9 protein-coding genes are annotated in these 8,043 nt (G+C 65.2%); 8 read left to right on the top strand and 1 reads right to left on the bottom strand.

The window, feature by feature from the left end:
- Positions 1-155 precede the first annotated feature (155 nt).
- Positions 156-1,157, bottom strand: coding sequence for an adenosine kinase (locus IVA74_RS37955; RefSeq protein WP_247352882.1), 1,002 nt, complete (start codon positions 1,155-1,157; stop codon positions 156-158).
- A 126-nt stretch (positions 1,158-1,283) separates the two neighbouring features.
- On the opposite strand from IVA74_RS37955, the gene murJ reads away from it, so the two are divergent.
- From murJ to IVA74_RS37915, 8 genes are all read left to right on the top strand, one after another.
- Positions 1,284-2,849 (top strand): murein biosynthesis integral membrane protein MurJ, encoded by a 1,566-nt coding sequence (murJ, locus tag IVA74_RS37950; protein ID WP_247352880.1) that lies wholly within the window; start codon positions 1,284-1,286, stop codon positions 2,847-2,849.
- A gap of 86 nt (positions 2,850-2,935) precedes the next feature.
- A complete protein-coding gene (gene trpS / locus IVA74_RS37945; protein WP_247352879.1) occupies positions 2,936-3,988 on the top strand; it encodes a tryptophan--tRNA ligase in 1,053 nt (350 codons plus the stop codon).
- Positions 3,989-4,096: 108 nt separating this feature from the next.
- Positions 4,097-4,591: a universal stress protein gene (locus IVA74_RS37940; protein ID WP_247352877.1), complete on the top strand. Its 495-nt coding sequence runs from the start codon at positions 4,097-4,099 to the stop codon at positions 4,589-4,591.
- 172 nt (positions 4,592-4,763) lie between these two features.
- On the top strand, positions 4,764-5,333 hold the full coding sequence (locus IVA74_RS37935) for a NifU family protein (RefSeq protein ID WP_247352874.1): 570 nt from the start codon (positions 4,764-4,766) through the stop codon (positions 5,331-5,333).
- Positions 5,334-5,501: 168 nt separating this feature from the next.
- A complete protein-coding gene (tsaB, locus tag IVA74_RS37930; protein WP_247352873.1) occupies positions 5,502-6,197 on the top strand; it encodes a tRNA (adenosine(37)-N6)-threonylcarbamoyltransferase complex dimerization subunit type 1 TsaB in 696 nt (231 codons plus the stop codon).
- Positions 6,194-6,679, top strand: a complete 486-nt coding sequence (gene rimI / locus IVA74_RS37925; RefSeq protein WP_247352871.1) for a ribosomal protein S18-alanine N-acetyltransferase — start codon at positions 6,194-6,196, stop codon at positions 6,677-6,679. The genes tsaB and rimI overlap by 4 nt, the downstream gene beginning before the upstream one ends.
- A gap of 39 nt (positions 6,680-6,718) precedes the next feature.
- On the top strand, positions 6,719-7,174 hold the full coding sequence (locus IVA74_RS37920) for a Fur family transcriptional regulator (RefSeq protein WP_247352869.1): 456 nt from the start codon (positions 6,719-6,721) through the stop codon (positions 7,172-7,174).
- Complete coding sequence (locus IVA74_RS37915) at positions 7,175-7,855, top strand: HAD family hydrolase (RefSeq protein ID WP_247352868.1); 681 nt, start codon at positions 7,175-7,177, stop codon at positions 7,853-7,855.
- The last annotated feature ends 188 nt before the right edge of the window (positions 7,856-8,043 follow it).

Here is an 8,043-nt window from a genome sequence, read left to right as displayed (position 1 = left end):
GAAAGACCCAGCGGTCGGGACGAAAAGCTGGCAGCAATCAAACAAAAAGCTGAACATCCGCCTTGACACACCAAATCCCCATGTGAGCAATCCAGAATCTTTCTTCGGGGACAGCCTGGATTGCTTCACTCGCAATGACGGGCAAAGCGTCCGCGCTACGCCGTCAGCCCGCGCTGCCCGGCGAGCTCCTTCAGCGACACCTGCGGCCGCGCGCCGATGTGCTGGATCACTTCGGCGGCCGCGAGCGCGCCGAGCGCGCCGCACTGCTTATGCGAGAGATCGCGCGAGAGGCCATACAGGAAGCCGGCGGCGAACAGGTCGCCGGCGCCGGTGGTGTCCACGAGCTGCGCGATCGGAGACGCCGGCGCTGCGACGGCCTCGGTTGGCGTCACCACCACGCAGCCTTTGTCGCTGCGCGTGACCACGCCAAGCTTGACGTCGTTGCGCAATTGCTTGAGCGCGGTGTCGAAGTCGGACGTTTCGTAGAGCGAGTGCAGCTCAGACTCGTTGGCAAAGACGATGTCGGCGGTGCCGTTGCGCATCAGCCCCAGGAACTCGTCGCGATAGCGACTGACGCAGAAGGAATCCGACAGCGTGAGCGCGACCTTGCGGCCGGCCTCGTGCGCAATCTTGGCCGCCTTGACGAAGGCCTCCTTGGCCCCCGGCGGATCCCAGAGATAACCCTCGAGATAGACAATGCCGGCGCTAGCGATCTCGGCCGGGTCGATGTCGGCCGGCGACAAATCCTGCGCCGCGCCGAGATAGGTGTTCATGGTGCGCTCGCCGTCGCCCGTGACCAGGATGTAGGAGCAGCCGGTGGCGGGACCGTCCTTCGCGGCGGGCGTGTTGAAGGCGACGCCGGCAGCGCGGATGTCGTGGACGTAGAGCTTGCCGATCTGGTCGTCCTTGACCTTGCCGACATAGGCCGCGCGCGCCCCCAGACTGCCGATGCCGACGATGGTGTTGGCGGCCGAGCCGCCCGAAACTTCCGTCGCCGGGCCCATGTCGTTGTAGATGGCGGCGGCCCGCGCCTCGTCGATCAGGGACATGCTGCCCTTGGTCATGCCGTGCTTGCCTAAAAAGGCTTCATCGGTCTTGACCAGCACGTCGAACAGCGCGTTGCCGATGCCGAGAACGTCATATTTCACGTCAGCCATTCACCTTGATCCTGTTTGGCGGATTGCGATACCTGCGGAAATCCGCTTCCTGTCGGTCTGAAATCTGGCTCGCGGCCTATCACGACCGGGCCCGCGCGAGCAAGCAACGGTATTATAACAGCTCCGATGATCCGCTCCTTCCTGACTGTCTCGACGGGAACACTGGCCTCACGACTGCTCGGCTTCGCCCGCGATTCCCTGATCGCGGCGCTGCTCGGCACCGGCGCGGTGGCGGACGCGTTTCTGGCGGCGTTCCAGCTCGTCAACGTGGTGCGGCGCCTGCTCAGCGAGGGGGCCCTGAATGCGGCGCTGATCCCGGCATGGCTGCGCGTTCGTGACCGCGATGGCGAGGCCGCTGCGGCGGCGTTTGCGGGACGCGTACTCGGAACGGTCAGCGCGGGACTGATCGCGATATCGATCGCGATCGCGGTTCTCATGCCGCTGATCATCATGATCATCGCGCCGGGCTTCGTCGGCAGCGCGACGCTCGATCTCACCGTCCAGAGCGCGCGGCTGATGCTGCCTTATCTCGCCTTCGCGGGACCCGTCACGGTGCTGATGGGTCTGCTCAACGCGCAGGGGCGGTTTGCCCTCACCGCGTTCTCGCCGCTGCTGTTCAACATTGCCCTGATCGCCGCGATCGCAGCACTCCTGCTGTGGCACGCCGATGCAACCTTCGCCGCACGGATGCTGGCGGCCATCGTCGGCATCGCCGGCCTGCTACAACTCCTGATGCTGCTGTCGCAGCGAAGTGCACGCCTGGCGACACCGCTGCGTGCGAGCTTCGATCAGGAAATGCGTGGCTTCTTCGCCAAGGCCATTCCCGGCATGATCGCAGGCTCGGGGCCGCAATGGCTGATGGTTGCCGGCGCGGTCATCGCCTCGGCCACGCCGGCCGCGGTGTCCTGGCTCTATTTCGCCAACCGCCTGATCGAGCTGCCGCTCGGTATTGTCGGCGTCGCCATGGGCACGGTGCTGGTGCCGGAGCTGACGCGCGCAGTGAGCAGCGGCGACCGTGATGCGGTCGCGCACGCGGAATCGCGCGCGCTCGAACTCGCGGCCGGGCTGGCGCTGCCGGCCACGCTGGGCCTGATCGTGCTGGCCGAGCCGATCGTGCGGATGCTGTTCGAACATGGCGCCTTCGGTGAGGAGGACAGCGCGGCCACGGCGCGCGCACTGATGTGGCTGGCGCTGGGCCTGCCGGCGCACGTGCTGATCAAGGCGCTGTCGCCGGCGTTCTATGCCCGCAGCGACACGACGACGCCGCTGCTTGCAACGGCCAAAGGCTTTGTGGTCGCGATCGCGCTTGCCGTCGTGCTCGGGCACTTCTTCGGTGCGACAGGAATCGCCGCGAGCATTGCGGCCGGCGCCTGGAGCAGCGCGATCTCCCTGCTCCGGAAAGGCACGGGCGAATTCGGCTTCTCGGTCGATGCCGCCGCTCGCAAGCGGCTGCCCCGGATCGTGCTCGCCGCAGCCGCCATGGGCGCCCTGCTCTGGCTGACTGTGGGTCTTGTGCCTGCCGAGGCCCATGGCCTGATCCGCTTCATTGTGCTGGGCCTGCAGATCGCGGCGGGGATCACCGTCTATGGCCTGCTCCTGCAAGTCCTCGGCGTCGCTTCCTGGCGCGAGGCGGTTAACGCCCTGAGGAAGCCTGCCCCCAAGGCTCCTGACGCGCGGGCTCCTGGCGCGTAAGCTCGCGAATTGCACTTGACGACGCTCCGCCGCTGTTGGAAACGACCGCCAATGACCTTCAGGAAGGCTTGCCAGGAAGACTAACCATGCCATTCGTTGAACGGGTTTTTTCGGGCGTCCAGCCGACGGGCAATCTGCACCTCGGCAATTATCTCGGCGCGATCGTCAACTTCGTGAAGATGCAGGAAACCCACAACTGCATCTATTGCGTCGTCGACATGCACGCGATCACGCAGGGCGTGGACGTGTGGGGTGGACCGGTCGAGCTCGCGCGCAACACCCGCGAGGTGACCGCGGCGTTCATCGCCAGCGGTATCGATCCGAGCAAGCACATCGTGTTCAACCAGAGCCAGGTCTCGGGCCATGCCGAGCTCGCCTGGATCTTCAACTGCGTCGCGCGCATGGGCTGGCTGGGCCGCATGACCCAGTTCAAGGAAAAAGCCGGCAAGGATCGCGAGAATGCGTCCGTCGGGCTGTTCGACTATCCCGTGCTGATGGCGGCCGACATTCTGCTCTACCGCGCCACCCATGTTCCGGTCGGCGAGGACCAGAAGCAGCATCTTGAGCTGTCGCGGGACATCGCGCAAAAATTCAACAACGACTTCGCCGACTCGATCCGCAGCCAGGGCGCCAATGACGGCCTGTTCTTCCCGCTGCCGGAACCCTTGATCACGGGCCCGGCCACGCGCGTGATGAGCTTGCGTGACGGCACCAAGAAGATGTCGAAGTCGGACGCGTCCGATAATTCGCGCATCAATTTGACCGACGACGCCGACACCATCGCGCAGAAGGTGCGCAAGGCCAAGACTGACCCGGAGCCGCTGCCGACCGCGGAGAAGGGACTGGAAGCGCGCCCCGAGGCCGACAATCTCGTCGGTATCTTCGCTGCCCTCTCCGGCCGTTCCAAGGCCGAGGTGCTCAGGGATTTCGGCGGCGGCCAGTTCTCCAGCTTCAAGAACGCGCTGGTGGATTTGTGCGTCACGAAACTCGCGCCGATCGCCGGCGAGATGAAGCGCCTCGTCGCCGACCCCGCCCATATCGATGCGATCCTGAACGAGGGCGCCGACCGGGCGCGCGCGATCGCCGATGAGACCATGAAGCTCTCGAAGGACATCGTCGGCTTCATCCGCCGGCGTTGATTCTCCGCATTCAGGAAACGCGGCCGACGCCACGGCGCCGGCGGCTTCTCCTCTCCCCAAGCGGGACGGAGTGTGGCAGCATGTCGTTGTGCACATTCCGGGACATGCATGACCAGCAAGCGACTTTGCTTCCAGCCGGGTCACAAGCCCAAATGCCTCGTCATCGTCGACGACACCGCCGAGTGGGATCGTGCGGTTTATTATGCCAGCCGCTGGGCGATCCGCGCCGGCGGCGGCGTGGTGATGCTCCGCATCATCGAGCCCGACCAGCAGAGCCAGGAATGGCTGGGGGTCGCCGACATCATGCGCGCCGAAGCGCATGAGGCAGCGGAAGCCGCGCTCGACCGTGCCGCCGGCCGTGCCAACGGCATCGCCGCGATCACGCCGGAACGGGTGATCCGCGAAGGCGGCGCGATGGAACAGCTGCTGGCGGTGATCGACGAGGACCCCGACATCGCCATGCTGGTGCTCGCCGCGAACCCGGGCGCGGAGGGACCGGGGCCGCTGGTCGCGCTGCTCGCGCACGCGCTGGGCACGTTCCCGGTGCCGGTGACGGTCATTTCGGGCGCGCTGAGCGACCAAAGCGTGGATTCGCTGTCGTAGGCTGCCGCTCTTCACCTCGCATCGCTTGCCTTGGGAGGGAGAAGCGGGCGCCCTAACCCGCTGATATAACAGGCAAACGGCCAGCTCACCCCTTGACCGTGCGTTCGCCGTCGCCATCTGCTAGTGGATAGAGCACGCGCCGGCCTTGAACCGGCGACGTCTGGAGAAAACCATGTTCATTCAAACCGAAGCCACCCCCAATCCCGCCACGCTGAAGTTCATTCCCGGCCGCGTCGTGGTCGATGGCGGTCCGATGGAATTTGCGAACCGCGAATCGGCCGCACGCTCGCCGCTCGCCGAAAAGCTGTTCGACGTGCCCGGCGTTATCGGTGTGTTCTATGGATCGGACTTCATCACCGTGACCAAGGCGAACGGTGAATGGCAGCAGCTCAAGCCCGCGATCCTCGGCGCCATCATGGAGCACTACATGTCCGGCGCGCCGCTGCTCGCCGACGGTGCGGCCGCGAGCAATGTCGATATCGATGGCGAGGACGAATTCTTCGACGAGGCCGATGCCGAGACGGTCGACGTGATCAAGGATCTGATCGAGACCCGCGTGCGGCCGGCGGTCGCCAATGACGGCGGCGACATCACTTTCCGCGGCTTCAAGGACGGTATCGTCTATCTCAACATGAAGGGCTCCTGCGCCGGCTGCCCGTCATCGACTGCGACGCTCCAGCACGGCATCCAGAACCTGCTCAAGCATTTCGTGCCCGACGTGGTCGAAGTCCGGCCGATGTAGGCGCGATGGCGGGCACGGCGCAAGTGCGCCTTTGCCCACCCTGCGAGGTCTGACCGGGCACGCGGCATTCACGTTCTTGGAGCGCAAAGGCGTGGATGGCCGGGACAAGCCCGGCCATGACGGCAAGAACATCGGGCATCATGCGATTGCCAATGCTATGATCGCCTTATGCTGATCCTTGCCATCGATACCGCGCTGGAAGCGTGCGCGGCCGCCGTGCTCGACACCGACGCCGGCCAGCTCCTTGCGCAGGAGCAGCTTCTGATGAAGCGCGGCCACGCCGAAGCGCTGATGCCGATGATCGCGCGCGTGATGCTATCAGCCAATCTCGCCTTCACCTCGCTCGATCGCATCGCGGTCACCATGGGCCCTGGAAGTTTCACCGGGCTGCGCGTCGGCATCTCGGCGGCCCGCGGCCTGGCGCTTGCGGCGAAGCGTCCCGCCGTAGGCCTGACTACCTTGTCGGCCTATGCCGCCACCGTGGTCGGCCAGAGCGGAACGGCGCCGGTGATCTCCGCGATCGATGCCCGGCACGATCACGTCTACTTCCAGATCGTGGCCGGCGACGGCAGCCAGCTGGTACGGCCGGGCGTCGCGTCCGTCGACGAGGTGATCGCCGCCTCGCAATTCGGCGCACCGCATCTGGTCGGCAATGCCGCAAAGATCCTCGCGGAGCGCTGGCCGAAAGATATCCCGCAGCCGGTCGCGGTCGACGCGCAGCCCGCGCCTGACATCGGCTGGGTCGCGTGGCTTGGCGCCGCGGCCGATCCCGAGACAAATCCGGCGCGGCCGTTCTATCTGCGCGCGCCCGATGCAAAGCCGGCCGCACACCTGCCGCTTGCAGCACAAGCTGCAAGCTCATGATGAGATGGTTGTCGGAATGGTGGCGCGGCGGCACGGCGGTTGTCGAGCCGGCTGTCGCGCGCGACGTCGCACGGCTCGCGCAGCTTCACGGCGCCTCCTTCGCGCGCGGCTGGGGCGAAGGCGAGTTCGAGAGCATGCTCAGTGAGCGCAACACGCTGGTGCACCGGTTGCGCCTCGGCCGCAGCACGATCGGCTTTGCGGTGTCGCGGATCGGCGCGGACGAAGCGGAAATCCTCTCGATCGCGGTCGACCAGGCCCATCGCGGCCGCGGTCTCTCCCGCACGCTGCTGATGACCCATCTCGGCCACCTGGCCGGACGTGGCGTGCGCACGATATTTCTCGAGGTCGAGGAAAATAACCAGCCCGCGCGGCGGCTCTACGACCGAACCGGATTCATGGTGGTCGGACGCCGCGAACGCTACTATAAGCAGCCGAACGGGGAACAATTGAACGCACTTCTGATGCGACGTGACTTGTCGTAACATTGGTGGCAGAAAGCGCCCCGCTAGGCAAACAAATCTATGACCGCACTGAAACCTTCTTCCGAATCAAAGGCATCCGGCATCGAGGCGCGCTGTGCCGCAACGGGCATGCGCATGACCGAGCAGCGCCGTGTCATCGCCCGCGTGCTCGCGGAGGCGGTCGATCATCCCGACGTCGAGGAATTATACCGTCGCTGTGTCGCGGTCGACGACAAGATCTCGATCTCGACCGTGTATCGCACCGTCAAATTGTTCGAGGATGCGGGCATCATCGAGCGCCATGATTTCCGCGAAGGCCGCGCGCGCTACGAGCAGATGCGCGACAGCCATCACGACCACCTCATCAACCTGCGCGACGGCAAGGTGATCGAGTTTACCTCCGAAGAGATCGAGAAGCTCCAGGCGGAGATCGCCCGCAAGCTCGGTTACAAGCTGGTCGATCATCGGCTCGAACTCTATTGCGTCCCGCTCGACGACGACAAACCCACAAGTTAAGTGCCGATCGATCTCGTCATCTTCGATTGCGACGGCGTGCTCGTGGACAGCGAGGTGATCTCCTGTCGCGCGCATGCGGATGTGCTGTCCAGGCACGGTTATCCAATTACCTCGGATCAGGTATTCGAGCGCTTTCTCGGCCGCTCGACGCGGCAAGCCAATCTCGAGATCGAGACCGAGCTCGGCCGCAAGCTGCCCGAAGCCTATCACGGCGACCTGCAGGACGAGCTGTTCCGCGCATTCGAAGCCGACCTTGAGGCGATCCGCGGCATTCGCGATGTGCTTGACGTCATCAATCAGCGCGTCTGCGTCGCCTCGAGCGGCTCGCATCAGCGCATGCGCGTGAGCCTGGGAAGCACGGGCCTGTACGAGCGCCTCGCGCCAAATATCTTTTCGGCTTCCCAGGTGAAGAACGGCAAGCCGGCACCGGACCTGTTCCTGTTCGCAGCGAACGAGATGGGCGTGCCGCCCGAGCGCTGCGTCGTGATCGAGGACAGCCTGGCCGGAATTGCCGGCGCGCGGACGGCCGGGATGACGGTGTTCGGCTTTCACGGCGGGAGCCATTGCCGCGAGGGCCATGCCGAAACATTGCATCGGGCCGGCGCCGACCTGCTCTTTGCCGACATGCATCAGCTGCCGGAGTTGGTCCGGCGGGTCGAGGCGGACGCCTTGGCGGGTTGATTTCGGCCATCTGGCGTCAGTCCGAGGGACGCGTCCAGCGCGTGAACCGGGAATCCGGAGGTTTTAGGTGGAGATTCGGGGCTTGCTTGGCTTGCGGCGTCCCGAAATGCCTTTGATGGGCCCATTCGCTGGATTTTCGCCGCTCCAGCCTATATTTGAGGGCTGTCCTCCACCTCAACTCCGGGTTC

The sequence above is a fragment of the Bradyrhizobium sp. 132 genome (assembly GCF_023074185.1).
Taxonomy (GTDB): Bacteria; Pseudomonadota; Alphaproteobacteria; order Rhizobiales; family Xanthobacteraceae; genus Bradyrhizobium.
Note: the sequence above shows the minus strand (reverse complement) of the source record. Positions and strands in the feature narration are given on the sequence as shown.

Bases quoted from the DNA above. Each gene is read 5' to 3' on its own strand.
- IVA74_RS37955 (WP_247352882.1), bottom strand. From the start codon at position 1,157: ATGGCTGACGTGAAATATGACGTTCTCGGCATCGGCAACGCGCTGTTC.
- murJ (WP_247352880.1), top strand. From the start codon at position 1,284: ATGATCCGCTCCTTCCTGACTGTCTCGACGGGAACACTGGCCTCACGA.
- trpS (WP_247352879.1), top strand. From the start codon at position 2,936: ATGCCATTCGTTGAACGGGTTTTTTCGGGCGTCCAGCCGACGGGCAAT.
- IVA74_RS37940 (WP_247352877.1), top strand. From the start codon at position 4,097: ATGACCAGCAAGCGACTTTGCTTCCAGCCGGGTCACAAGCCCAAATGC.
- IVA74_RS37935 (WP_247352874.1), top strand. From the start codon at position 4,764: ATGTTCATTCAAACCGAAGCCACCCCCAATCCCGCCACGCTGAAGTTC.
- tsaB (WP_247352873.1), top strand. From the start codon at position 5,502: ATGCTGATCCTTGCCATCGATACCGCGCTGGAAGCGTGCGCGGCCGCC.
- rimI (WP_247352871.1), top strand. From the start codon at position 6,194: ATGATGAGATGGTTGTCGGAATGGTGGCGCGGCGGCACGGCGGTTGTC.
- IVA74_RS37920 (WP_247352869.1), top strand. From the start codon at position 6,719: ATGACCGCACTGAAACCTTCTTCCGAATCAAAGGCATCCGGCATCGAG.